The organism is Archangium lipolyticum (genome assembly GCF_024623785.1).
Taxonomy (GTDB): Bacteria; Myxococcota; Myxococcia; order Myxococcales; family Myxococcaceae; genus Archangium; species Archangium lipolyticum.
This window is the reverse complement of the sequence record NZ_JANKBZ010000005.1, coordinates 433780-457233: the sequence shown is the minus strand read 5'-3', so window position 1 is coordinate 457233 and position 23454 is coordinate 433780. Positions and strand designations below refer to the sequence as shown.

The following is a 23454-nucleotide window of genomic DNA, read 5'->3' as shown; positions in this document are numbered from 1 at the left end:
CTCCTTGGAACGACGGGACTCAGGAGCGCCGGCGGCGGCGCAGCAGGGCAACCAGGGCGGCGCCCAGGGCGAGCCCCCCACCGGTGGCGGGGAAGGCGGAGCAGTTCCAACCGCTGACGCTCGTGTTGGACACCTGGAGGGCCAGCTCGGAGACGGACTCGCGGCGGCCGGGGTAGGCCCGGTCATCGAAGGCCAGCTTCGCGCGGAGCTGGAGAACGTAGTCGCCATCCTGATCCGCGGTGAAGGTGGGCTTGTTGCCGTCGACATAGGCGTACTCCCAGTGGCGGCTCATGGTCACCGCGCCCTGGGGGTTCTCCACCACGGACTTGGAGCCCTCGGGACGCTTCGTGACGGTCCAAGTGTACTCGATGGCCACGCCATTGCGGTTGGCGAACAGGGGCAGGCGAACCTGCTCGCCCTTCTTCAGCGCCAGCGTGCCACCGCCGTGTACGGTGAAGGGGGACTTCGGATCCAGGCAGTTCTCGGGGTGCTGCGGGTCGATGACGACGCAGTAGCGCGCGTCGCACACGTCACCCACGTGGTCCCCGTCGTCATCCGCCTGGTCGGTGTTGGCGTTGGCGGGGCAGTTGTCCTTCTCGTTGAGGACGCTGTCCTCATCCTTGTCCGGATCGCACGGGTCGCCCACGCCATCCCCGTCCGTGTCGTGCTGGTTGGTGCTGGCCAGGGCGGGGCAGTTGTCGAAGCTGTCCAGGACGTTGTCCCCGTCGCGGTCCACGTTGCACAGGCTGCGGTCGTCCGGCAGCTTCTGGTCCGTGTTCTTCACGCGCGGGCAGTTGTCGTCGCCGTCCAGGACGGTGTCGTCGTCATCGTCCACGTCGCACACGTCGCCCAACGCGTCTCCGTCCAGGTTCTCCTGCTTGGGGTTGGGGACGAACGGGCAGTTGTCGCTGGCGCCGGGCACCCCGTCGTTGTCCTGATCTGGGTCGCAGTCGTCGCCGATGCCGTCGCCGTCCGCGTCCTTCTGCTGGAGGTTGGCCAGCGTGGAGCAGTTGTCGCAGACGTTGCCCACCCCATCGCTGTCGTCGTCCTCCTGGCCGCGGTTGGAGGAGAAGGGGCAGTTGTCGTTGCCGTCCGACTTGCCGTCGCCGTCGCCGTCATCCGTGTAGGACAGCGTCTTGCCGTCGTCCGTGTAGGCCACCCAGACGGAGCAGCCACAACCGCATCCGCAGCCGCCGCCCTCCTCCTTGGGACGGCCACACTGGGTACCCAGGCACTCCGGGTTGTCCGCGCCGTTGGTCTGGGCCGGCGCCGGGGTCGGCATCAGGAAGAGCACCCCCATGGTGAGCACGGGGACAATGCGAGCGAGTTTCATGGTGACTCCTTTCAGCACCGGGCCATTAGCAAGAGCCGATCCGTCCGCCGGGCCTGGGGAAGGGCTGGAATTTCGCGGGGTTGCACATGGCCAGAGGCCTGAAGGACAACGGATGGGGGGCGGCCCCCCCAACAGGCCTGGGGGGAGAACCCTACACCTGGGGGCTCAAGTCCCCAGGATGAAATCGTCAGGAGTGAAGGTGAGGGTGCCAGCGGGAGTGCGGCCCTCCTCCTCGGAGTAGCGCAGGGAGCGGATGTAGAGCGCGCCGATGCCGGAGCCGCGTGGGTCGTTGTCCCGGCCCACCTGCATATAAAGGTAGATGTCGTTGGTGCCGGCGGGGATGCGACGGCCGGGGAAGATGGGGTTGGGCCGCTCGAGGGTGGGGACGAGGGTGACGTTCTCCGCGCGCACCGCGTAGCAGGCGCGGCCGTCCGCGGTGGGCTCGGCCTCGGAGAGGGAGTAGCCGTAGCCGCGCTCGGTCTGGAAGGCGATGTCGGCGCTGAGGGGATCGCCATGGGCCTCCACCTCGGTGATGTTGGGGATGCCGTCGCGATCGCTGTCCAGCAGCGCCTCGGCGATCAGGGGGTTGGTGTTGGAGAGGGCCTCGACGAGGTCCGGCAGGCCGTCGCCATCCGTGTCGCCCACGCAGGGGTCGGTGCCCAGCACGCGCTCCTCGCAGGTGTTGAGCCGGTCCCCGTCCTCGTCCAGCGCCGAGTTGCAGTTGGGGATGGGGTCCACGTGGCCCGGCGTGGGGTCCAGGCCCATGCGCAGCTCGATGCCGTCCATGACCCCGTCCTGGTCGCTGTCGGGGATCGTCGGATCCAGGCCGCGTGCCAGCTCGTCCGCGTCCGCCACCCCGTCGCCATCGCTGTCGGGGAGGAACTGGCCGGCACGCACCACCACGTTGCGGTTGAAGGCCAGGAAGCGCTTCATCTTCAGGTTGCTCTGCAGCGACGCGTAGTCGAGGCCGCCGAGCGCGGTGGGCAGGCTGACGAAGTCCGTCGTCACCGCCTCGGTGCCCCCAGCATTGGCGATGGCGGCCACCTGGGCGGCGGCGTGGGGCTCGGCCGTGTTGCGCACGTAGACGGGCTGCACCGTCACCTCGCCAGCGCCGAACTGCTGGGCGAGCGCCTTGAGCTCACCGGTGACGGCGGCCAGCTCGCACTGGCTGCAGGACGCGGAGTCCGGCAGGTTGCTGCAGCGCGAGTCGATGCCGGCGTTGAAGACGGGGCTCTCACAGCTGAGGTCCTCGCTCGTCACCACCAGGACGACGAGGTAGCGGGTGCGGGCCACGTCACCGGGGCAGCTCGTCTGCATGTCTCCGGAGAGGATGCTTTTGGCCAGCTTCAGCGCCGAGCGCATGCTGGTGGGCCCCGACTCCTGGTAGGTGGCGTAGCGCGGGACGGAGGCCTGCAGGGCGGTGGCGTCGTCGAAGCGGCCCAGCAGGCCCGTGGCCACGGTGTGGAAGGCCACCAGGCTGAACTTGATGTAGGGGACGGAGAAGCGGCTGGCGAGCGTGCCGAGGGCCTCGGAGACGGACCCCTTCATGTCCTCGGGGAGCCCCGCCCCGCCCTGCACGGCGAAGAGGACCTTGACGGGGAAGGCCTCGCCGCCGGCCAGCGGCACGCAGACGTTCCCGGAGAAGTCCGCCCTGTCCTTGCCGCTGGGGCCCCGCCCGTCGAGGGCGTAGAGGCCCGAGTCGGAGCACGACAGCAGCAGCACGGGAACCAACAACCAGGTGATCCGCGGGAGGGTGCTCATTCGGTGGGATTGTAGAACCCAGCCCCCGCGTGGAGCGCAAGCCCCGGAGAATGGTGGGCCAATGTCTCGCGGATGCCCACAAGACCCTCGGGTGAGGATATGGTGGGGAAAGCACCCGTTCCCGGCGGCCCTCCGCATGTACCTGCGCAGCCTCACGCTCCAGAACCTCAAGCTCCTGCGGGATGTCGCCATCTCCTTCACCCGCGACGATGGGGAGATCCGTCCCTGGACCGTCCTCGTCGGGGAGAATGGGCTGTGCAAGACGACCATCCTCCAGGCCATCGCGCTCGCGGCGAGCGGCTCCTCGCTGGGCAGCGAGCTCGCGGACGTCACCTCGCTGCCGGACCGGCGCCAGCCCTCCACGGAGCTGATGCTCATCGGCGCCGAGTTCACCTTCGGACAGGAGGGGCACAAGGCCCGGAGCTACCCGGGCCTGGAGACGAAGCACTCGCTGGCGCCCTTCGTGAGGAGCTCCATCGCGGCCAAGAACACCTGGCGTGAGCTGGTGGGCAGCTCGAGGTACGTGGGCGTCGAGCACACGCTCGTCTTCGATCCCATCCGCGAGGCGCGGCGCACGCAGCTGCCGGACTGGTTCGTCGCGGGCTACGGCACGGCGCGTGCCCTGCCCCACCCCAAGTCCATCATCCAGGGGGAAGGCCTCTCGGACCCCATCAAGCAGCGCCTGGAGAACCTCTTCGGCCAGGGCAACCTGATCGCCACCGGGTTCGCCGACGTCTTCGAGCCCGCCCAGGCGAAGGCCTTCAGCCGCGTGCTGCGGCAGGTGCTCATCCAGGGCAAGCTCGTGCCGGGCGTCATCGACCTGGAGCTCAAGAGCCACGGCATCGTCCGCACCCGGCAGGACCTGGTGGATGCGCACTGCTTCGAGTTCCGCCTGGGTGGCCACAAGGTGAAGATTCCGGCCACGTGGCTGTCGCAGGGGTACCAGGGGGCGATCGCGTGGCTGGCGGACCTCATCGGCCACATCCTGCTCGAGGCGGGCCGGCCGGTGGCGCCAGAGAAGATGGAGGGGTTGGTCCTCATCGACGAGCTGGATCTGCACCTGCATCCGCGCTGGCAGGCCGCGTTGATTCCCGCGCTGAAGACCGTCTTCCCCCGGCTCCAGTTCGTCGCCACGACCCACTCGGCCATGACGCTGCCAGGGCTGGAGCAGGAGGAAGTGCTCGTGCTGCGCCAGGACGATGACGGCAACGTCTACGTCGCCCCGGCGCCCACGTCGCCCTCGTGGCTGACGGGCAGTGAGATCTTCGACGCGTTCTTCGACAGGAAGGGCAAGCCTCCCGCGGGCTCCGCTCCCCGCCGCCGCAAGCAGCCCGCGCCGGAGAAGAAGCTGGCCCGGAAGACGGCGGCCAGGACGAAGCGGAAGTGAGAGAGGTTCACGGCCCTCAGGATTTCCAGAACGGAGTCCACATCGGAATTTGAGAGGAAACGCTACAGCGTGAGGAGCCAGGCCAGCAGGTCGTCCTGCTCCTCGGGCGTGAGCGCCTTCATGTTCCCGTGCGCGGGGCCGGACATCTCCACCACCGCGCGCAGCGCGAACCGCGTGCCCACCACCAATCGGTTGCCGTCACGCACCTCGAAGCCCGCCGCCCCGCTGCCCAGCATCGGCCAGATGTCCCACGCCCCCACCAGTGACGGCGGCGCGAATCCCGGCACCAGGTCCTGCTGCTCCAACCTCAATGGCAGCGCATTCGGCGTCCCCACCTCCTGGAAGCGCCCGCGCGTCTTCGGATCCTGGTCCGTGGTGAAGAGCGGCGCCGGGTGGCACCCGGTGCAGCCGCCCTTCCCCTCGAAGAGCTCCCGTCCCACCGCCGGCCTCCCGCGCCGCCCGTCCGGCAACTCCACCGTCTCCGGCGGCCCGCCGTGCTCGTCCCGGAAGGGGTTGGGCGGCGTGGACATCAGGGACACGTACAGGGTGAGCGCCTCCACCTCCGCGTCCGTGAGGTTCGGGTTGTGGAAGCGGTTGCGTCCGCCCACCGTACGCATCGTCTCCGCCAGGCTGAACGTGCTCGCCGGGGTGAAGTACGGCGGCGTGTCGCGGCTGCCGAGCGCCGTGGGCGAGCGGTAGATCCGCATCGGCCGCGTCTTCTCGAAGAAGACGCCCCCCGTGTGGCCCTCCAGGTGGCACGCATCGCAGCTCATCGCCGTGCGCCCCAGGTCCGCGTAGTAGAGCACCTGCCCCAACCGCCGCTTCGCCTGCGTGCGCATCTCCGTCACCGGCCACTGCCGCACCACCCGAGCTCGGCCAGTCCGCGCCTCGGACACGTCCACCACCGCCACCGTCCCCGTGTGCCGGTTGAGCACGTAGAGGGCGCGCCCGTCCGGAGCCAGCACCAGCGACCTCGGCCCCGAGTGCAGCTCCACTCCGGCCCGCCTCGCCGTCCCGAAGTCCGCCGCCGGCCTCACCAGCGGCGTGCCCTCCGGCAGGGGCATGGCCACCTCCTGGAGCACCTCCAGCCGGCGCGCATCCAGCACGCGCACCACTCCCAGCCCCACGTCCGCCGCGTACAGCAGCCCCGCCCCGTCATCGAGCGCCAGGCCCTCGGTGATGCCCGCCCCGAAACCCCGGTGCCGCACCACCTCACCGCGCTCCGGCTCCAACTCCGCCACGCCGCCGTTGGGGCTCACCTCCATGCGCTCGGCGTTGGGCCCCACGTTGGGCCCCAGGCTCGCCAGGAAGAGGCGCCCCAGCTTCTCCGAGGCCACCAGTCCCCGCGCGGCCTTGCCTCCCATCACCTGCGCGGAGAAGCGCTCCGTCGCCCCTCCGATGATGGGCACGCCCGGCCGGGGCACCAGCGTCGACACGGGCGCGCCGTCCTCCTGCCGCAGCAGCTCCACCTGCCCCGTCTGCAGGCTCCCCACCGCGAGCAGCCCCTTCCAGCGCGCCAGCTCCCGGGGATTCGGATCCACCCGGGCCGTCCACACCTCGCGCCCGTCCTCCAACGAGAGCGCGTGCACCGAGTCCCGCACGTGCTCGGCCACGAAGGCCACGCCGCGAGCCCCATCCACCGCGAGCCCCAGCGCCCCGGCCGGCGCGGGTAGCACGCGCGGTGCGTTCCCGGGCACACCCAGCGCATACAGGCGCAGCGCCCCTTCCCAGCGGTGGGCCACCGCGAGCCACGGACGCCCTCCCGAATCCTCATATGTCGAGAGCGCGCTCGGCCCATCTCCAGCGGCCAGCCGCTCCACACGCCCGCTGGCCACGTCCAGCGCGAACACCGTGTCCGTCGGCGGCGAGGCGATGAACAGCGTGCGTCCATCCGGCGCGAGCACCATCGCCGTCAGGTCCGGGAAGGCCGCGTCATTCACCACGGTGAGGCTCGCCTCTCCCCCGGTCTCCTCCTCTGGAGACCCGGCCAGCCGCGCCGTCACCACCGCCTGCACCTGCTCGGCCGCGATGCCCAGGTCCGAGGGAAGGCGCGTGTAGGCATGCCTCGAGTCCAGCACCGTGAGCGGCAGCTCGCGCGACAGCGGGGGCCCCAGCACCAGGCGCAGCCCCGGCACCAGCCCCTCGCCATGGACGGCGAGCGGCTGTGACGTCTGGTTGCTCGTCAGACGCGGGCCCACCGCCTCGAGCCGCGGGTGGGCCTCCCGTCCAGGCGGTACGCCGTGGCGCCACAGCACCACACCTGTAGCGGCCAGCATCAAGAGCGCGGCGAGCGCCGCGAGGAGAAGAATCGAGCGTTTCACGGCACCACCGGTCAGCGAGAGCAGCACTCCACCTTTTCCAGCCTAACCGCAAGTTGCTGGCTCCGCGTTGACAGGTTGGTACGCGCATCGCTTAACCTGCCGGGCTCATGCGGCGCTTCATGACCCCCTTGGTGATCGTCGGCCTCGTTCTGTCCCCGCTCGGCTCCGAAGCATGGGCCCAGGGCCGTACGCGCGCGGCGAAGGCCGCCCGGAGCAAGAACCGCGGCAAGGCCACGCCGCCCAAGGCCGAGAGCTCGAAGCAGCAGCAGGTGGAGCCCCCCTCGGCGAGGGTGAGCGAGCCCTCCGCGGGCGAGCCCGCCGCAGCCGCCTCGGGGACACCGCCCACGCGAGGCCCGGCCCGCATCGACTTCGATGACCGGCTCATCCAGGGACAGACGAACAAGTCCGGAGCCGTCTACCTGTACGACCGCAAGGAGTTGCAGACGCGGTCGATGATCCGCGAGCGGGAGAACTTCCGCTCGGAAATCCTGTCCACCGTCTACGACCAGCCGTAGGCATCCGGGAACTGAGGGCGCCTGCGCCAGGAGGAGTAGCGGTGAGCAGTCAGCAGACAGTTCTCCAGGTCGTCATCCTACGTGATGGGTTGCTCGTGGGCACCGAGGTGTTCACGCCGGGCTCGTATGTGCTCGGCTCGGCTCCAGCCTCGGACCTGCGGCTGGACGACGCGAGCGTCGCGCCCCGCCACGCCGTCCTCTATTTCCAGAACGGGCGCGCGGCCATCCAGGACTCGGGTTCGAACGCGGGCGTCTACGTCAACGGCCATCGGGTCTCCGCGTGTGAGGTGCGCTCCACGGACGAGGTGCTTTGCGGCCCCTTCGTGCTGAAGACCCGGGTGCTGGCGCAGCGGCCACGGGACGAGCGGCCTCAACCGCCTCCCGAGGTGGCCGCGCTGCTCGGTGCCGCTCCGCCCCCGGCGGCGCCTCCCCAGGCCCAGGTGCCCGTGGCCGCGCCGGTGCCTCCAGCGCCAACGGCGCAGCAGCTCGCCGCCACCCAGCCTATCGCCAGGTTCTCGGGCGCGGTGAAGCCCGTGGCGCCCGTGCCGTCTCCGCCGCCCGCGGTTACCGTGGCCGTCACGCGTCCCGCGCCGCCGTCGCCAGCACAGCTGGCCTCCACCACCGTCTATGGCGCGGGAGCCGGAGCCACCCCGGCCCGTGCCACCCCACCGCCCGCCGTTCCCCTCCCCGATACCGTGCCAGCGGCCACCATGCCCTCGACGCGGCGCCGCGCGGCACCCCAGCCGGTGCAGGCGACGGGCCCGGCGCTCGTGTTGGCGGACGATGTGCTCGCGGACCTGCCGGAGGAGCCGCAACCGCCGCGGGCCCAGGCTCCCGACACGCGGATGCAGTGGGAGCAGGCGGCGGCACCGCTCGACCGTCCCACGCACGCGCCACGCCTGGAGCCGGGCCGGGGCCCCGCGCAGCTCTACCTGGAGCTCTACTGGGGCGCCGTGCGCCGCGACGCGCGCCGCTTCGCTCCAGGCAAGAAGGTCCAGGCGGCCGCGGACGAGCAAGCCCCCATGCCACTGTGGGGCTTCCAGCTCCCGGACGAGCCCTTCACGCTGGCGGAGTCCGCCAACGACGCCTTCCGCCTCTACGTGCCCAAGGGGGCGCAGGTGGAGCGCACGGGCCCTGGCGGCCGTTACGAGCGGGTCGCGCCCAACGCCCTGGAGGCGGACGGGGAGCGCCGCTTCGTCACCCTGCGCCAGGGCACCGCCGCGCGCCTCTCCGAGGGGAAGATGTCGCTGGTGGCCTACGCGGCCCCGCTGCCCGAGAAGGTACGCGTCAACCCGCTCAAGGGCCTGCCCTGGCTGGCCATCGGGTGCTTCCTCTTCTTCAGCTCGGCCCTGGGCAGCTTCATCGCCTTCATGCCCAAGCGGCCGGAGGGCGCGGACTTCACCCAGAAGAACCTGCCACCCGTGGCCCTGCGCCTGCTCGCGCCCGAGCCGAAGAAGAAGGAAGAGGCCAAGAAGAAGCTCGAGTCCATCAAGGAGAAGGCCAAGAAGCAGGTGGCCAAGAAGGACACCCCGACGCCGGTGGCGCCGCAGCCTCCCCCTCCGAAGCAGGAGAAGCCGCAGCCCACTCCCAAGGCGGTGGCGGCCGCGCCCGAGTCCAAGGCCCTCAAGGCGCTCGCGAAGCTGTCGGCCGCGGGCCCGGCCACCAAGGATCTGCTGGCCGCGGTGGACAAGCTGGGCAGCGGCCCGGGCAGCAAGAACGTGAAGAACTCCAACTTCAAGCTCTCCGGCCTCATCGGCAAGGCGCCCATCGCCAACGCGGGCCTGGGCACCTTCGGCCTGGGTGGCGGGGGCAAGGGCGGCGGTGCCACGCTCGGCGCGGAGATTCTCCGGGGCAAGGGCGGTGGCGGCATCGGCGCGCTGGGCGCGGGCGGCGTGGGCAAGGGCAAGGTGGGCGGCACGGTGGCACGCGCCAGCGCGCGCACCATCGCGGCGCAGGGCTCCATCGACCGCGAGGCCGTGGCCAAGGTGGTCAACAGCCACCTGCAGGAGGTGTACGCCTGCTACGAGCGCGCGCTGCTCAAGGAGCCGGGCCTCGCCGGCAAGGTGGTGCTGGAGTGGACGATCGGCACCAACGGCCGCGTGGTGGCCACCAAGACGAAGTCCTCCACCCTGCGCAGCCCCTCGGTCGAGTCCTGCATCATGGGCGGCCTGAAAGGCTGGACCTTCCCGCCCGCCAAGGGTGGCGCCGTCATCATCACCTATCCATTCATCTTCAACTCGGTCGGCTACTGATGCGCTCCCCATCGCGTCGGGCCGGCTTCCGCCAGGACCGAACCGTGCGAAACGCCCTGCTCCTCCTCTCGAGCCTCCTGCTGCCCGGGCTGGCCCATGCCCAGGCCGAGGCCCTCGAGAACCCCGGTACCGTCTCCGCCGTCCAGGAGCGGATGTACCGGATGAACCACGAGCTGACGCTCGGCGTGGGCGTGCTGCCCGCCGACGCCTTCTACAAGGGCGTGCTCGGAAGCGTCGGCTACACCTACCACTTCAGCGACAGCTTCGCGTGGCAGGTGGGCCGGGGCAGCTACAGCTACAACCTGAAGACGAGCCTGCGCGAGCAGCTCGAGCGCGACTTCGACGTGGCGCCCACCAACGCCGCCTTCGAGGAGCAGGTGCAGTGGATGGTGGGCTCGGACCTGGTGTGGAGCCCCATCTACGGGAAGATGGCCATCAGCAACAGCTCGGTGGTGCACTTCACCGGCTTCCTGCTCGGCGGCGCCACGGTGATGAAGCTCACGCGCGCCGATGGATTCCGCCCGGCCATCAACCTGGGCGTGGGCGTGCGCGTCTTCACCAGCCGCAACGTCTCCTTCCGCATGGACGTGACGAACAACACCGTCTTCGTGGGCGGCACCCGCCTCATCCAGGTCCCCACCTTCCAGCTGTCCACCGCGTTCAACTTCGGCGCCACGGAATGAGTCACCGCCCGCTCCTCGCCGCGCTCGTCTCCGCCGCGATGCTCGCCGCGCCCGCGTCCGCCAAGGACCCGGCCGGTGGCGCGCCGGCGGCCACTCCCACTCCCGCCGCTCCGGCCGCGCCCGCCGCCCAGGCGGCCCCGCCGAAGGAGGCCGCTCCTCCCCCGCCCGAGAAGGTGCCGGACGAGGTGTTCGACAAGGCACTGGCGGACTACTTCGCCGGCAACCCGCGCGCCGCTGCCGGACCGCTCCACACGTGGCTGTCCGCGGCGCCCCGGACGCACGAGAACTACGCCTGGGGCCAGTACTTCCTGGCCCGGAGCCTCATCGACCTGGGCTTCACCCACGCCGGTGGCGTGTACCTGGCCCGCATCGCCCGCGAGCGCTCCAACCCCAACGTGCTGCCCCGCGCCCTGGAGACGCTGCGCGAGCTGACGGACCGGCCGCACGACGAGGTGATGATCGACGAGCAGGTATTCGGCGCGCTGGACCTGGGCTTCCTGCCGGAGGAGGCGGGCGCCTACGCGCACTACCAGCAGGGGCTGGTGGACCTGCGGGTGGGCAACGAGCGCTGGGCCAACACGCACTTCTCCAAGCTGCCCGAGGGGAGCGCCGAGGCGAGCCGGGCCCGCTTCGCGCTGCTCGTCACGCGGCTGCGCGAGGTGAAGGAGCCCAACGACGAGCTCATCGAGGACTTCCTCGGGCTGTCCAAGGACGAGAAGCTCACCCGTGAGTCGCGCAACGAGGCGGCGCTGGCGGTGGCGCGGCTGCGCTACGAGCGCAAGGACTACAAGGGCGCGCTGGAGGCCTACGAGTTGGTGAAGCTGCCGGAGTTGGATCCGGGCCGCGCCACGCTGTACCTGGAGGAGGCGTGGACGCGCTACAAGCTGGGCGAGCCGCGCGCCGCGATGGGCATCCTCACCACGCTGGACGCGCCCTCGTTCCGGGACGAGTTCCTGCCGGACAAGTATCTGCTGCGCGCCCTCATCTACCGGGACCTGTGCCACTACCTGCCGGCCAAGCGCGCGGCGAAGGAGCTGACGCGGCGCTTCGCGGACTCGCTGGAGAGCATCCGCGAACGGGAGGACCTGACGCAGGACCCGCGCATGCGCCGGGCCGCGAGCGCCCATGGCAACACGAAGCGCGCCGCGCGTTTCCTGGAGGTGCTGGAGCTGGAGGGAGAGCGCCTGGGCCGCTACGCGGGCAGCTTCGGCGAGCGGCTCTACACGCACCTGACGAAGACCTATGACCTGGCGCACGCCGAGGCCCAGCGCATCTACCAGACGCGGCTGGAGGAGGCGGTGCGGCAGGAAGCGGACACGCTGCTGCGGGCGACCGAACAGGTGCGCCTGATGGAGTACGAAGTGGGCCTCAAGCTGTACGAGCGCGTGAAGAAGGGTGCCAAGGTGGCGGCGGCGCCGGAGGAGGAGCTGCTGTCGCCCTCGCAGGTGGGCTTCACCTTCGACGGCGAGTACTGGAACGACGAGCTGCGCTCGTACCGGGTCCGTCTCGACAGCCGCTGCATCGAGGAGAATCCATGACCGGCACCCTGACCGGACTGCTCGTCGCGGCGCTGCTGGCCGCTGGCCCTGGTGGCCCGCGCCCCACCGGCCCCGCGGGCGTCAACCCGCTGGTGTCCAAGGCGAAGGAGCGCGAGGAGCTCATCGAGAAGCTCAAGCGCGACATCTTCAAGGTGGACCGCTCCATTGGCGAGACGGAGCGCCTCATCGCCAAGAGCCGCAACGCGCCCTACCTGCCGGACCTGCAGTTCCGGCTGGCGGAGCTGTACGTGGAGAAGAGCCGCTACGTGTACTACCTCCAGGCCGAGCAGCGTCCGGCCGGGGCGAGCGGCGCCATGGTGTCGCCGGAGACGCGGCTGCTGAAGCAGAAGGCCGTGCAGATGTACTACCGGCTGCAGCGCGAGTGGCCGGACTTCCACGACGGCGACAAGGTGCACTTCTACCTGGCGCACGAGCAGCGCGAGCTGGGCTCCTTCGAGGACATGCTCAAGACGCTGGACGATCTGGTGCGCAAGTACCCGAACAGCCCGCTGCGGCTGGAGGCGCTCCAGATCCTCGGTGACTACCACTTCGACAAGTCGGACCTGGCGGCGGCGGAGAAGCACTACACCACCATCCTGGAGGCGCCGCCCTCGCCGGTGCACGACCTGGCCCGCTACAAGATGGGCTGGATTCGCGTGAACCAGGCCAAGCACGCGGAGGCGGTGCCCTTCTTCGAGGCCGCCGCGGCGAGCGCTCCGCTGCCCGGGGTGGACGTGCAGAAGGCGCTCAACGTGAAGCGCGAGGCGCTGTTGGACCTCGTGTACAGCTACACGGAGGCGAAGCCGGCCAAGGGCGCGCTCAACTACTTCGAGAAGCTCAGCGACAGCCGGGCCACGTACGCGCTCGCGCTGGACAAGCTGGGCAACCGCTACTTCATCAAGGCGCAGTACGAGTACGCCATCCCGGCGCTGCGCAAGCTGATGGAGATCCAGCACGACCCGGAGATGGACCTGGAGCGCTCGCAGAAGCTGTACGACGCGCTCAAGGCGGCCAAGGGCAAGGTGCTGCCCGAGCCGGAGGATCTGCGCTTCCTGGTGCGCGCGGCGGTGACGAGCAAGACGGACCCGGAGCTGGACGAGACCGGGAGGAAGAAGGAGCTGGCGGAGCTGGAGGAGATGGCGCGCGACCTGGCCACGCAGCTGCACGTGGCGGCGCAGAAGAAGGAGGACAAGGGGCTGTACGTGAGGGCGGCGGCGGCCTACCGCGAGTACCTGGGGCTCTTCCGGCCGGAGCAGTACGTGCGGACGATGATGAAGAACCGCGCGGAGGCGCTATTCGCCGCGAAGGAGTTCCCCGGGGCCGCGCGCCAGTTCGAGGAGCTGGTGCGCTACGAGATGAAGGCCAAGGACGAACAGGGCGCGGAAGCGGCGATGTACGGCGCGCTGCTGGCGCACTTCTCCACGGTGAAGCCGGAGGAGGCGCAGCGCCGCAATGCCTTCGAGGTGGCGGACGCGAGGCAGGCGCTCAAGCTGATGGGGGCGGACTACGTGTCGCGCTACCCGAAGAGCCCGAACGCACTGGAGGTGAAGTTCAACATCGCCCGCGCCTACTACGAGGACGGCGAGTTCCCCAAGGCGGCCGAGCTCTTCACGGCCTTCGCGCTCACGCACCCCACGCACAAGGACGCGACGGCGGCGGGCAACCTGGCGTTGGACAGCCTGCGGCAGGTGAATGACTTCAAGGGCCTGGAGGAGACGGGCCAGAAGTTCATCGGCTCGCCGTTGCCGGTGGCCTTCCAGAACGACGTGAAGCGCATCCTCACGCAGACGCGCGCCGAGGCGCTGGACGAGCTGGCGCTGAAGAGTTCGCAGGAGACGGGCGACGTCATCGAGGGCCTGCTGAAGGTGGCCAACGAGAACAAGGGCGCGGAGATTGGGGAGAAGGCCCTGTACGGAGCCTTCACGGCGGCGCGTGACAAGCGGGAGCTGCAGCGCGAGCGGGAGATCGGCAAGCGGCTGGTGGACGAGTACCCGAAGAGCCAGTTCGTACCGGACGTACTGCTGACGCTGGGGCGGCACGCGGCGGAGGCCGCGGCGTTCACCGAGGCGGCGGGCATCTTCGAGACGGTGGGAGCGAAGCTGGGCTCGGACGTGGCGGCGGTGGATGGGTGGCTGACGGGAGCGCGGCTGCGGCAGGCGCTGGGACAGTTCCGGGAGGCGGCGAGGGACCTGGAGGCGGCGTCTGAGGTGGCGGGTGCGCGCAAGGCGGAGGTGATGGTGCAGTTGGCGGAGGCGCACCTGAAGTCGAAGGACTACGCGAAGGCGAAGGCGGCGGCGGAGGTGGTGCTGAAGCTGGACAAGACGAGCGCGGCGGCGGTGGCGGTGCTGGCGGAGGTGCAGGCGACCACGGCGGTGAAGGACGCGCCGGACGGGCTCATCAAGACGCTGACGACGGCGGTGCAGGGCCCGAACGGACAGACGGAGGAGGCGGCCAGGGGCCTGTGGTACCTGGGCGAAATCCTGTACCGCTCGTACAAGGATCTGGCGGCGGACAAGGTGGAGGAGAAGGTGGGGGCGCTGCAGGGGTTGGAGGGCGTGTACACGCAGGCGGCGTCGCTGGGGTACCCGGAGTGGGCGGTGGCGTCGTTGTGGAAGGTGGGCCTGGCGTACGGACACCTGGCGGACGTGGTGGAGGCCACGCCAACACCCGCGGGAGCCTCCGCGGCGGACGCGCAGTCCTTCCGCAAGGCGGTGGCGGAGCAGGTGGCGCCGCTGAGGCAGCGGGCGCAGGACGCCTTCGAGGCCTGCGTGTCGCGAGCGGAGTCGCTGGAGGTATTCAACGCGGCGGTGGTGGGCTGCCGGACGAAGACGGAGACGGTGGCGCTGCCGGTGCCGGTGCCCGGGGCATCGACACAACCCTCCTCGCTGGAAGAACTGCGCAAGAAGGCGGAGGCGGCGCTGACGGCGGAGGCGCTGGAGGCGTTGGGGGTGGGCTACCTGAGCGCGAACCAGTTCGGGCTGGCGCAGCTGACACTGGGGCGGGTGACGGAGCTGCAGGACACGAGGGCCTCGGCACATAGCGCCTTGGGTTGGGCGATGCTGAACCAAGGGGACGCGATGGGGGCGAGGGAGGCGTACGCGAAGGCGCTGGAAGCGGATCCGACGTACGACAAGGCGAGGCTGAACCTGGCGGCGCTGCGATGCCGTTTCGGGGACACCGAGGGAGCGAGGCGAGAGCTGTCGGTACTGAAGGACGTAGGAGGCCTGAGTGGCCCCGACGTGGACACCGGGTGGAAGGCATGCAAATGAGACCCCGGGTTCCGAGCACCCTCTCCCTCTGGGAGAGGGCCGGGGTGAGGGTCTACCCTCCCCTGCTTGCGTTCACCCTGATGGCCTGTGCACCCGCCAAGGTGCTCGAGGGCAGCGTCACCCCGCTGCTGGACCTGAGCTACGAGCGAGCCGAGGCCCAGGCCTCGGAGACGGAGGTGTCCGTGAGCTTCCTGCGTCCCCAGGGAGCGGGAGAGGACACGCTCCTCAAGGTGGCGGCGAAGCTGGAAGGAACCACCCTGGAGCCACGAGTCGCCATCGACCTGGCGCAGCGGGTGGGAAACACCGAAGGCCCACAACGAGGCACGGTGAGCCGGAGCGTGCTGGACGAACCGGCGCGCCAGTTCCCCGCGATAGCCCGAGGGGAGCTCGTGTTCGACGGGTACCTGGACTCGGGGAAGAAGGTGACGGGGGAGCTGCACATCACCTTCACCAACGGCACCGACGTCTACTCCGGCCGTACCATCTTTGGCCGCTTCGAGGCGACCGTTCCATGAAGCGCACAGTCCTGCCAGTCCTGCTGCTGCTCGCCGCGGCGTGCGGCCCCCGCTACGGGATGAGGGTCCCGGACCAGCTGGTGTCGAAGCTGCCGTACGAGAGCCGAATCGAGCTGTTGGAGTCGGAGAACGACCTGGCGCTGGCCATCGACACGGTGGACGAGGCCAGCAACGAGGTGCTGAGGGCGCGAGACGCCATCCGGAGGGCGAAGGCGCGCGAGTCGGCGGCCGAGGAGGAGGAGGACCGTGCGCCGGACGCGGCCTCGAGGGAGGTGGCGAAGCTGGCCATCGAGGAGGCGCGGGCGCGGGTGGCGTACCTGAGGGCGAAGCAGCGCCTGAACGTGGGCCTCCGGGATGTGGAGCAGCTGTCGCTGCGCTGTGCGTTCGCGCGCTACGAGCTGGCGCGGTTGCAGTCGACGCGCAAGGCGAAGGTGGAGGGCAGCGAGAAGCTGGACGTGAAGAAGTACGAGGGGCAGGTCTCCAAGTGTGAGGCGGAGGTGAAGGAGGAGCGGGGGGAGTTGGCGGAAGACATTGCCCAGGAGAAGACAGCGCGGGAGGCCTGGGAGGTGAAGAAGGCCGCCCTGGCGAAGAAGACTTTCGACGCACGCGCGAGCCCCTACGTGGAGAAACTGTGATGACGCGAGCTGGCCTGCTGGTGTTCCAGCTGCTCACCGCCCAGACGCCTGAGGTGGAGACGCCGCCGCCGGAGGAGACGGTGGTGGAGTCCGTGGCGCGGGCGGAGATGTCCGCCGAGGCGGAGAAGCTGTTCCGGTTGGGGACGGCCTTCCTGGCGCAGGGGCAACCGCGGAAGGCGGTGGCGCCCCTGAGGAAGCTGACGGAGCGGGAGCCGGAGCTGCTGCCGCCGAAGGTGGCGCTGGCGCGAGCGCTGCGGCTGTCGGGGGAGACGGACAAGGCGCGGGAGCTGCTGGACGCGGCGCTGGCCACGTGGCCGCAGGAGGCGGGGCTGCACGCCGAGCGCGGGCTGCTGGCGAGGGCGCTGGACGAGCGGGACACGGCGATCGCGCGCTTCACGAAGGCGGTGGAGCTGGCGCCGAAGGACGCGGAGCTGCGCTTCAACCTGGGCGAGGCGCTGCAGCGCGCGGGGAAGGCGGACGAAGCCATCTCGGCGTACCGGGAGGCGCTGAAGCTGGACGAGAAGCTGACGGCGGCGCGGGTGAACCTGGGCAAGGGGCTGGCGGACAAGGGGCTCGCGGGAGAGGCCCAGGAGACGCTGCGGGAGGCGGCGCGGCTGGCGCCGGCGGACGCGGAGGCGCACTACAACCTGGGTGTGCTGCTGATGCGCGAGGGCACGCTGGACGGGGCGGTGTCCGAGTACGAGAAGGCGCTGGCGGTGGCGCCGAAGCACGCGCTGGCGCACAACAACCTGGGAGTGGCGCTGGACGCGCAGGGAAAGTACGCCAAGGCGCTGGAGAGCTTCCGCAAGGCGGTGGCGGCGGACCCGAAGTACGCGGAGGCGCACTTCAACCTGGGGATGGCGTACTTCCGCAAGGACGACCACATCCGGTCGACGAAGCACTTCGAGAAGGCGCTGTCGCTGGAGCCTCGGAGGGCGAGCGGTCCATACACGCAGCTGGGGGCGAGCTACCTGGCGCAGGGCAAGAAGGACCGGGCGGTGGAGGCGTACAAGAAGGCGCTGGAGGCGAGCGCGGAGGACGGCAAGCCGAACACGGAGGCGTGGCAGGGGTTGGCGAGGGCGTACCTGGGGATGGGGAAGGTGGACGAAGCGGTGGCGACGCTGGCGAAGGCGGTGGAGGGCTTCCCGAAGGACGCGAGCGCGCGGGCGGCGTACGGCGACGCGCTGCTGGCGAAGGGTGAGTTGGACGGGGCCATCGCGCAGTACGAGGAGCGACTGTCGCTGGAGCCGACGACGGAGGCCCGGCTGGCGCTGGCGAAGGCCTACGCGCGCAAGCGGGTGGGAGCGAAGGCGGCGCCGCTGTACGAGGCGGTGCTGGCGGAGGAGCCGGAGAACCAGGCGGCGAAGCTGGGGCTGGCGGACCTGTACCTGGCGATGGGGAACTACGACGGGGCGGAGAAGCAGCTGAAGCCGAAGGAGGGCGAGGAGGCGGACACGGCGGCGCTGGCGCGGCTGGGCATCCTGCACTCGAGGCGGGGGCGGCCGGACCTGGCGGTGCCGGAGCTGGAGGAAGTGACGAAGAAGGATCCGGCGCAGCTGGACGCGAAGGCGGAGCTGGGCTTCCTGTACCTGCGAGGCGGGGACAAGGAGAAGGCGGTGAAGGTGCTGGGGGACGTGGTGGCGCTGGAGCCGGGGCACGCCTACGGACTGCTGTACCTGGGGCACGCGCTGTACCAGCTGGGCAAGCCGAAGGAGGCGGAGCAGTCCTTCCGGGGCTCGGTGAAGATGGACCCGGCCTTTGGCGAACCGCACTACGCACTGGGCCAGCTGCTGGAAGCGTCGGGCAAGCTGGTGGAGGCGAAAGCCGAGTACGAGAAGGCGGCGGAGCTGCAGAAGGACCATCCGGACGCGGCGGCGGCGGCGAAGCGTCTGAGCAGCGCGAAGTAGAGGGGAACCCGGGTACACCCCATACCCTCACCCCGTCCCTCTCCCAGAGGGAGAGGGTCCAACCCGCTTCCTCACCGTGTATGCCCCCTCTCCCTCTGGGAGAGGGCTGGGGTGAGGGTCTACGCCTTGCGCCCACCGTCCTGACAGGGCAGTTCCAGGATGAAGGTGGCCCCGCGTCCCGGCCCCTCGCTCCGCGCCACCAGCGACCCCCCCAGATCCTGAGCGGCCAGCGCACTGGCGTGCAATCCAAAGCCGTGCCCACCCTCGCGGGTGGTGAACCCATGCTGGAAGATGCTCGTGAGCATCTCCTGGGCAATTCCCACCCCATTGTCGGTGACCGACACACGGAGGCGGCCCTCCACGGGAGTGTCGATTCTCAGGCTCAGGAGCCGTTGCCCCGCGGGGACGGAGTCCATCGCATACCTGGCGTTGCTGATCAGGTTGACGAGGATCATCAGCACCTTGTGCTTGTCCGTCACCACCGGAGGCAGGGGAGCGATGTGCCGCTCCACCTGGATGTCGGAGCGGCCGAGCGCGGTCACGTTGATGCGCAGGGCGTCCTCGAGCAGCTCCGCCACCTGGACGGGCTCGTGAAGCTTGGGGGCGCTGGCGTAGTTCTGCTGGACCTTGACGATGGTGCCGATGTGCGCGGTGTACCGGCCCAGGTCATCGAGCAGGGAGAGGATCTCCTGGCGATCCTCCGTCAGGTGTTGCCCCAGCTGTATCAAGAAGGGAGCCACGACCCGGCCGCGCTCGTCCTGGGTGAGGAAGGTCGCGAGGGAGGCCTGGTTCTCCTCGAGCAGCCCCCCCACCCGGCCCACGTGCTCGAGCTTCATCCCGGTCAACTGCTCCCTCGCCAACGTCGCCGAGGTGAAGACGCTGTTGAGGACATTGCCCACGTTGTGCAGCACGTTGGTGGCGATCTCCGCCATGCCGGCCTGCCGCGCCACCCCCACCAACTGCTGGTGGAGCGCCTTCAGCTCGCGGGTGCGCTCCTCCACGCGCTGTTCCAGCCCCTCGTTGGCCTGACGCAGGGCTTCCTCGCGGCGCTGGACCTCCTCGGTCATCAACTGAAAGGCGCTCGCGAGCCGCCCCAGCTCGTCGTTGCGCGAGGTATCCAGCGAGACCTTGAAGTCACCGGCCGTCACTTGATCGGCGGCGCGGGTGAAGGCCAGCAACGGGCGGGAGAGCTGGACGTTGAGCACCCGGTACATGATGGCCAGCGCCAGGACGAGCGAGAGGACACCGACACCGAGGACGTAGCGGGCGGCCCGGAGGGCGGGCCGGGTCACCACGTTCTGGGGGAGGACGGTGGCGAAGTACCAGCCGGGGCCCTTCAGCCGCGTCACGGCGATGTATTCGCCATACTCCGGATCCTCGACGATGACCTGCCCGGGCTGGCGTCCCTTCACGCGCTCGAAGGTGCTCTTGAGGTGGGCGCGCTGCTCCTGGGAGATGGAGGCATCGGGCTGCTGCCCGGTGGCCGTCAGGACGTCGGAGGCGTTGGAGGAGCCATCCTTCATCAGCTCGGGGTGCGCGATGAGCGTGCCATCGTCACGGAAGATGATGTTGTAGGCATCGGGCAGGTGGTCATTGACGGTGCGGGCCATCAACTCCTCGAGCAGGACATCGTGGCCGATCGTCGCGACGAGGCGGCCCTCGATGTCCACCGGGGTGGAGATGGAGACCACCCAGCCCTTGCTGACCTTGTCGCGGTAGATGTTGGACCAGACCATCCGCCGCTCCGGGTTCTTGTCGCGCTGACTGCTGCGCCAGAGCTCACTGCTATCGGACGGTGGGTTGGCCTGGGACTTCCTCGTCCGGACGACCGACAGCATGGGAGCGACCTTCCGGCACCAGTCGGGGTAATCCGGCCAGTAGATGGAGATCGCCCCCTCCGGCAGGGAGATATAGGTATTGGTGAAGCGCACGTGCATCGCGGGCCCGTGCTGGGCGAGCACGTCAAACGAGGCCACGAACCGGCGGCGGAGGTCATCGTCGGGCTCGACGCCCTCGGAGACCATGCCGCCGGGCATCTTCATCCCGTCGAAGTTCTCCAGGCGGCAGCGGATGGCGCCATCGGGCTCGCGGACGTAGAGGCTGTCGAAGCGGGCGGACGGATCCTCATGGCTCCAGGCGCGGATCCGCTCCTCCAGGGACGTCTTGAGGAGCGCGTGGTTGTCCTCGGCCAGCACGAAGAGGGCCTGCTCTCGTGGAGCTCGCGCCTCGACATACCGGGCCAGCTGCGCGAGCGCCTCGTCGCGCACGGAGCGGAGCAGGTGGAAATAACTGACGAGCGTGGCCAGAGCGATGACCCCGGCGATCCACACGCCCATCTTGAGGAGCGTCGAGTGGGCCAGAGCTGTCTGGGGGCGGGCAACGGCTGGCGGCATCGCCCCGGATCATGCCACGCCCGCAGGAAACACTTCTCGCCCCCCAAGAATGTACCCGGGGTGGTGGGGAACCCAGCCTCTCAGCGCAGCTTGCGCCGCAGGTGGTTGAGCAGGTCGATGCGGGTGATGAGGCCGATGAACTCCTCCCCGTCCATGACGATGGGCACGAAGCCCTTGTCGAGCAGCGGGAGCAGCTCGCGCACGGGGGTGCGCACGTCCACGGTCTGCAACCGGGTGGACATGACGTCGCGCACCGGCAGGCGCAGGCGCGTCTCGTCGTCGACGGCCGCGAGCAGCAGGTCGGACTCGTCAATCATCCCCACCACCCTGCCCCCCTCGAGCACGGGGAGCTGGGAGACCTCGTAGAGCTTCATCCGCGCGTAGGCGACGAGCATCGTGTCCGAGGGGGCCAGGGTGACCACCGCCCGGTCCGCGTAGCGGCGGGTGATGACGTCGCGCAGGTCCCCATGGAGCTGGCGCGGCAGGAAGCCCTGGTCCGCCATCCAGAAGTCATTGAACATCTTGGACAGGTACTTGTTGCCGCTGTCGCAGACGAAGGTGCACACGCGCTTGGGCGTGGACTGCTCACGGCAGTAGCGCAGGGCCGCGGCGATGAGCGTTCCGGAGGACGAGCCCGCCAGGATGCCGGCCTGTTTGAGCAGCAAGCGGGCAGTCTCGAGGCTCTCCACGTCGGAGATGGAGTAGGCCTTCTTCACCCGGGACAGGTCCGCGTTGGGGGGGAGGAAGTCCTCGCCAATGCCCTCGACGACCCAGGAGCCCGCCTTGCCCATCGTGCCCGTCTTCACGTAGTCCGCGAGCACCGAGCCCTGGGGGTCGGCGAGCACCATCTCGCACTCGGGGATGGCCCGGGCGAAGTAGCGGGACAGGCCGGCCAGGGTTCCGCCGGAGCCGACGCCGCACACCATGGCATCGAGCCGGTTGCCGAGCTGGGCGGCGATCTCCGGGCCGGTGGTGGTCTCATGGGCCAGCGGGTTGGCGGGATTGGCGAACTGGTTGACGTAGAAGCCCCCCAGCTCCCGGGCGATGCGCTCGGCCATGTCCTGGTAGTAATCCGGGTGGCCCTTCTCCACGTCCGAGCGGGTCATGATGATTTCGGCGCCCAGCGCCTTGAGGTGGAGCACCTTCTCCTGGCTCATCTTGTCGGGAATCACGAGCGTGAGCCGGTAGCCCTTCTGGGAGGCGACCAGGGCGAGCCCCAGGCCGGTGTTGCCGGCGGTGGCCTCGACGAGGTGCTTCTGGTGGGGGCCCAGCAGGCCCGACTGCTCCGCGGCGGAGATCATCGACAGGCCGATGCGATCCTTGATGGAGCCGCCGGGGTTGTGGCTCTCGAGCTTGAGGAAGAGCTCGCACGGGCCCGTGTCGAGCTGGGTGACCTTCACCATGGGGGTGTTGCCGATGAGGCCGAGGAGGTCGGTGGGAAGGGGTGCGGAGCGCATGGCCAGTCACAGTACATGAGCGGCCCGAAAGGAGAAGACGGCCGTCCCCCGCAACGTTGAAGACTGGGATTCCCCCGCTTCGGTGTTGAAACGCCAGGGGCACCTCGTTAGCAAGGCCGCGAACGTCGAACGTCAGGACTCCCCCCGTGAGCATCAAGATTGGCGACAAGGCCCCCGATTTCACGTTGCCGAAGCAGGACGGTACCCCCGCGAATCTGAAGGAGCTGCTCCAGAAGTCAGCGGTGGTGCTCTACTTCTATCCGAAGGACGATACGCCCGGCTGCACCAAGGAGGCGTGCTCGTTCCGTGACTCGTACGAAGCCTTCAAGGACGCCGGAGCCGAGGTGGTGGGCATCAGCTCCCAGTCGGCGGCCTCCCATCAGGCCTTCGCGGCGAAGTACCGGCTGCCGTTCACGCTGGTGAGCGACGAAGGCGGCAAGGTGCGGAGCCAGTACGGCGTTCCGAGCACGCTGGGGCTGCTGCCCGGGCGGGTGACGTACGTCATCGACCGCGACGGCACCGTCCGGCACGTCTTCAACTCGCAGATCAATGCCACGCGCCACGTCACCGAGGCGCTGAACATCGTCAAGCAGCTCACCGGCGCCGCGGCCACCTGAGCCGCGAGATTCACTCCCGGGGCCAGCCGAGCAGCACGGCCCCGAGCATCACCAGGCCCGCCCCGGCGAGCCGCCGCCGTCCCAACCGCTCACCCTGGAGCGCGCCGAGCCCCAGGGCGAACGCGATGGACGTATTGCGCAACGTGAGCACGGCCCCCGCCCCACTGCGCACGAGCGCCATGAGCAGCAGCGAGAAGGACAGCGTGCAGAGCACCCCGGCGGCCACGAGCAACAGGGGCCGGGTCATCACCTTGCGGTACAACACGCCCCAGCCGGCCTCCTCGCGGCGGCGCTGGAGGACGAGCAGGGGAAGGGCCACGCCGAGCGACAGGGTGAACAGGGCCGGGGGCTGCACCCCCTCGCCCAGGGCGCGCTTGTAGCTGAGATTGAACCCGGCGATGCACGCGGCGCTCGCGAGGGCCCAGAGCACGCCCTCGCCCACCGCGCCCCGGGGCCGCTCGAGGTTCATCCCCGCCATGCCCAGGGCCACGGCGGTGGCGCCCGCCACGGTCCACGGGGTGAGCCGCTCGCCCAGCCACAGGACGGACACGGGCCAGACGAGCAGCAGCGCGCCACCGCGGGCCACCGTGTACGCGAGCCCCAGGGGCGCCCGGCGCAGCGAGCGCGCGAGCGTGACCAGATAGCCGCTCTCCAGCACGCCGGCCACCAGCGTCCAGAGCAGGGCCCGTGACGTGGGGAACGCCGTGCCCTCCAGGCCGAGCGCCCACAACCCTCCGCACGCCACGGTGACGGCGATGACGCCCACCACGGCGGACTCCGGGTCCTCGTGACGCTTGAGGAGCGCGTTCCACAGCGCGTGGAAGAACGCGGACGACAGCACCAGCACCAGCGCGGCGGAGCTCACCGGACC

16 protein-coding genes are annotated in these 23454 nt (G+C 69.9%); 10 read left to right on the top strand and 6 right to left on the bottom strand.

The window, feature by feature from the left end; translation table 11 throughout:
- Nucleotides 1-19: 19 nt before the first annotated feature.
- Nucleotides 20-1333 carry a cell-cell cohesion MYXO-CTERM protein MtsC gene (gene mtsC, locus NR810_RS14720; RefSeq protein WP_257453073.1) on the bottom strand — a complete coding sequence of 438 codons (1314 nt, stop codon included), beginning with the start codon at nucleotides 1331-1333 and terminating at the stop codon, nucleotides 20-22.
- 165 nt (nucleotides 1334-1498) lie between these two features.
- Nucleotides 1499-3094 (bottom strand): calcium-binding protein, encoded by a 1596-nt coding sequence (locus tag NR810_RS14715; RefSeq protein WP_257453071.1) that lies wholly within the window; start codon nucleotides 3092-3094, stop codon nucleotides 1499-1501.
- Nucleotides 3095-3230: 136 nt separating this feature from the next.
- Between NR810_RS14715 and NR810_RS14710 the strand changes: the two genes are divergently transcribed.
- Nucleotides 3231-4481, top strand: a complete 1251-nt coding sequence (locus tag NR810_RS14710; RefSeq protein ID WP_257453069.1) for an AAA family ATPase — start codon at nucleotides 3231-3233, stop codon at nucleotides 4479-4481.
- A 62-nt stretch (nucleotides 4482-4543) separates the two neighbouring features.
- Here the strand turns inward: NR810_RS14710 and NR810_RS14705 are convergent, their stop codons facing one another.
- The gene (locus NR810_RS14705) at nucleotides 4544-6757 is read right to left on the bottom strand and encodes an MtsA protein (RefSeq protein ID WP_257453264.1); all 2214 of its coding nucleotides are present in this window, start codon (nucleotides 6755-6757) and stop codon (nucleotides 4544-4546) included.
- A 164-nt stretch (nucleotides 6758-6921) separates the two neighbouring features.
- Here NR810_RS14705 and NR810_RS14700 point away from each other — a divergent pair, with 164 nt between their 5' ends.
- From NR810_RS14700 to NR810_RS14665, 8 genes are read left to right on the top strand one after another with little or no spacing between them, the layout of a single operon-like run.
- Nucleotides 6922-7317: a hypothetical protein gene (locus NR810_RS14700; RefSeq protein WP_257453067.1), complete on the top strand. Its 396-nt coding sequence runs from the start codon at nucleotides 6922-6924 to the stop codon at nucleotides 7315-7317.
- A gap of 41 nt (nucleotides 7318-7358) precedes the next feature.
- Nucleotides 7359-9569 (top strand): AgmX/PglI C-terminal domain-containing protein, encoded by a 2211-nt coding sequence (locus NR810_RS14695; RefSeq protein WP_257453065.1) that lies wholly within the window; start codon nucleotides 7359-7361, stop codon nucleotides 9567-9569.
- A 44-nt stretch (nucleotides 9570-9613) separates the two neighbouring features.
- Complete coding sequence (locus NR810_RS14690; RefSeq protein WP_257453062.1) at nucleotides 9614-10252, top strand: outer membrane beta-barrel domain-containing protein; 639 nt, start codon at nucleotides 9614-9616, stop codon at nucleotides 10250-10252.
- Complete coding sequence (locus NR810_RS14685; RefSeq protein WP_257453060.1) at nucleotides 10249-11790, top strand: tetratricopeptide repeat protein; 1542 nt, start codon at nucleotides 10249-10251, stop codon at nucleotides 11788-11790. Before NR810_RS14690 ends, NR810_RS14685 begins: the two co-directional genes overlap by 4 nt.
- Entirely contained in the window at nucleotides 11787-15059 is a 3273-nt protein-coding gene (locus tag NR810_RS14680; protein WP_257453058.1) for a tetratricopeptide repeat protein, read from the top strand. The genes NR810_RS14685 and NR810_RS14680 overlap by 4 nt, the downstream gene beginning before the upstream one ends.
- A gap of 44 nt (nucleotides 15060-15103) precedes the next feature.
- Nucleotides 15104-15574: a hypothetical protein gene (locus NR810_RS14675; protein WP_257453056.1), complete on the top strand. Its 471-nt coding sequence runs from the start codon at nucleotides 15104-15106 to the stop codon at nucleotides 15572-15574.
- Nucleotides 15571-16209, top strand: a complete 639-nt coding sequence (locus NR810_RS14670) for a hypothetical protein (RefSeq protein ID WP_257453054.1) — start codon at nucleotides 15571-15573, stop codon at nucleotides 16207-16209. Before NR810_RS14675 ends, NR810_RS14670 begins: the two co-directional genes overlap by 4 nt.
- Nucleotides 16209-18116 carry a tetratricopeptide repeat protein gene (locus tag NR810_RS14665; protein ID WP_306818158.1) on the top strand — a complete coding sequence of 636 codons (1908 nt, stop codon included), beginning with the start codon at nucleotides 16209-16211 and terminating at the stop codon, nucleotides 18114-18116. The genes NR810_RS14670 and NR810_RS14665 overlap by 1 nt, the downstream gene beginning before the upstream one ends.
- Nucleotides 18117-18235: 119 nt before the next feature.
- On the opposite strand, the gene NR810_RS14660 is transcribed toward NR810_RS14665, so the two are convergent.
- Entirely contained in the window at nucleotides 18236-20509 is a 2274-nt protein-coding gene (locus NR810_RS14660) for an ATP-binding protein (protein WP_257453052.1), read from the bottom strand.
- Nucleotides 20510-20589: 80 nt separating this feature from the next.
- Nucleotides 20590-21966, bottom strand: a complete 1377-nt coding sequence (locus tag NR810_RS14655; RefSeq protein WP_257453049.1) for a cystathionine beta-synthase — start codon at nucleotides 21964-21966, stop codon at nucleotides 20590-20592.
- Between the two features lie 146 nt (nucleotides 21967-22112).
- Here NR810_RS14655 and NR810_RS14650 point away from each other — a divergent pair, with 146 nt between their 5' ends.
- Nucleotides 22113-22583: a peroxiredoxin gene (locus NR810_RS14650; protein WP_257453047.1), complete on the top strand. Its 471-nt coding sequence runs from the start codon at nucleotides 22113-22115 to the stop codon at nucleotides 22581-22583.
- Nucleotides 22584-22593: 10 nt separating this feature from the next.
- On the opposite strand, the gene NR810_RS14645 is transcribed toward NR810_RS14650, so the two are convergent.
- Nucleotides 22594-23448 carry a DMT family transporter gene (locus NR810_RS14645; protein WP_257453045.1) on the bottom strand — a complete coding sequence of 285 codons (855 nt, stop codon included), beginning with the start codon at nucleotides 23446-23448 and terminating at the stop codon, nucleotides 22594-22596.
- Nucleotides 23449-23454 lie beyond the last annotated feature (6 nt).